This window comes from Shewanella sp. SM21, from assembly GCF_025654335.1.
Taxonomy (GTDB): domain Bacteria; phylum Pseudomonadota; class Gammaproteobacteria; order Enterobacterales; family Shewanellaceae; genus Shewanella; species Shewanella oncorhynchi.
Window position 1 is genome coordinate 1 of record NZ_JAKKRL010000032.1, and the last position, 2,586, is coordinate 2,586.

2 tRNA genes and 2 rRNA genes are annotated in these 2,586 nt (G+C 48.4%); all 4 read right to left on the reverse strand.

The features are described from left to right. A 23S ribosomal RNA gene (locus tag L5L94_RS21710) occupies positions 1 to 224 on the reverse strand; the annotation flags it as partial. 362 nt (positions 225 to 586) lie between these two features. Then, positions 587 to 662 (reverse strand) — tRNA-Ala (locus tag L5L94_RS21715). A gap of 138 nt (positions 663 to 800) precedes the next feature. Next, positions 801 to 877: transfer RNA gene (locus L5L94_RS21720), tRNA-Ile, on the reverse strand. Between the two features lie 99 nt (positions 878 to 976). Beyond that, positions 977 to 2,399 (reverse strand): 16S ribosomal RNA (locus L5L94_RS21725). Positions 2,400 to 2,586 lie beyond the last annotated feature (187 nt).

Genomic DNA, 2,586 nt, shown 5'->3' on the forward strand with positions numbered 1-2,586 from the left:
TGATTTCTTTTCCTAAGGGTACTTAGATGTTTCAGTTCCCCTCGTTCGCCTCGCAACACTATGTATTCATGTTGCGATAACAGCTTATGCTGCTGGGTTCCCCCATTCGGACATCGTTAGCTCAAATGCTTGTTACTAGCTCGCCAACGCTTTTCGCAAGTTACTACGTCCTTCATCGCCTCTGACTGCCAAGGCATCCACCGTATACGCTTAGTCGCTTAACCATACAACCCAAATGAGTTTCACTCATCTGCGCCGCATTGCGACCAGCTTGGTTTTACTTGTCTCACTTCTGACCAAAGAAGTGGACGCGCCTTAGACGTAAACTATTCAATAAAGAATAATTTACTATTGAATATTCAAGACACTTAATAAAGTGTTTGAGAACTCATGTTCAATGCTTGCGCATTAAACGTTTTGTAATTAATCACATGACAGACTCATGCAATTAAATACTATCAGCTTTCCAAATTGTTAAAGAGCGGGCTTAAAAAAGCCAAAGATAATTTTTAAGTTTATCTTTGGCATCTCTATCCATAGTGCATATGCCTTATTACTTTGCAATAAAGTCAGAATAAGGTGTAAATGGTGGAGCTATGCGGGATCGAACCGCAGACCTCCTGCGTGCAAGGCAGGCGCTCTCCCAGCTGAGCTATAGCCCCATTTACATGCAGTGCGAGTAAGTAAGATGTTCCAAACCTCTAAAAGGATTGGTTTGCCAAATCGAGTTATCCGCRGCAAATTAACGCGACGTTTAGTTCACTAAACGAGTGTTAATTTAACAAAGGAGAACGARGATTTGGTGGGTCAGAGTGGACTTGAACCACCGACCTCACCCTTATCAGGGGTGCGCTCTAACCAGCTGAGCTACAGACCCATCTTTGATAAACCTATTTAACTAGGTCYATCTTTTACTCTTTCTTCTATCAAGCAAATCTGTGTGAACACTCAACAAACATTAAGTTAGTCGTATAGGTAAGGAGGTGATCCAGCCCCAGGTTCCCCTAGGGCTACCTTGTTACGACTTCACCCCAGTCATGAACCACAAAGTGGTGAGCGCCCCCCCGAAGGTTAAGCTACCCACTTCTTTTGCAGCCCACTCCCATGGTGTGACGGGCGGTGTGTACAAGGCCCGGGAACGTATTCACCGTGGCATTCTGATCCACGATTACTAGCGATTCCTCGTAAGGGCCATGATGACTTGACGTCGTCCCCACCTTCCTCCGGTTTATCACCGGCAGTCTCCCTAGAGTTCCCACCATTACGTGCTGGCAAATAAGGATAGGGGTTGCGCTCGTTGCGGGACTTAACCCAACATTTCACAACACGAGCTGACGACAGCCATGCAGCACCTGTCTCACGGTTCCCGAAGGCACTAAGCTATCTCTAGCGAATTCCGTGGATGTCAAGAGTAGGTAAGGTTCTTCGCGTTGCATCGAATTAAACCACATGCTCCACCGCTTGTGCGGGCCCCCGTCAATTCATTTGAGTTTTAACCTTGCGGCCGTACTCCCCAGGCGGTCTACTTAATGCGTTAGCTTGAGAGCCCAGTGTTCAAGACACCAAACTCCGAGTAGACATCGTTTACGGCGTGGACTACCAGGGTATCTAATCCTGTTTGCTCCCCACGCTTTCGTGCATGAGCGTCAGTCTTTGTCCAGGGGGCCGCCTTCGCCACCGGTATTCCTCCAGATCTCTACGCATTTCACCGCTACACCTGGAATTCTACCCCCCTCTACAAGACTCTAGTTCGCCAGTTCGAAATGCTATTCCTAGGTTGAGCCCAGGGCTTTCACATCTCGCTTAACAAACCGCCTGCGCACGCTTTACGCCCAGTAATTCCGATTAACGCTCGGACCCTCCGTATTACCGCGGCTGCTGGCACGGAGTTAGCCGGTCCTTCTTCTGTAGGTAACGTCACAGATATARCGTATTAARCTACACCCTTTCCTCCCTACTGAAAGTGCTTTACAACCCGAAGGCCTTCTTCACACACGCGGCATGGCTGCATCAGGGTTTCCCCCATTGTGCAATATTCCCCACTGCTGCCTCCCGTAGGAGTCTGGGCCGTGTCTCAGTCCCAGTGTGGCTGATCATCCTCTCAGAACAGCTAGGGATCGTCGCCTTGGTGAGCCATTACCTCACCAACTAGCTAATCCCACCTAGGTTCATCCAATCGCGRRAGGCCCGAAGGTCCCCCTCTTTCCCCCGTAGGGCGTATGCGGTATTAGCAGTCGTTTCCAACTGTTATCCCCCTCGACTGGGCAGATCCCTAGGYATTACTCACCCGTCCGCCGCTCGCCACCTCAGGAGTAAACTCCCTTGTGCTGCCGCTCAACTTGCATGTGTTAGGCCTGCCGCCAGCGTTCAATCTGAGCCATGATCAAACTCTTCAATTAAAGTTTTGTTGCTTCCGTCTTGCGACTTCAGCGGCTCAATGAATTCTGATTTTTTGTTTCTAACTAAAGAAACAAACTGTACATATTGCTATGAACACTCATTGTTACATTGATTTAAATTTTTGACTGCCAACCCGAAGGTTAAGCAGTTTCGATTAACTCAACACCTGTGAGTGTCCACACAGAT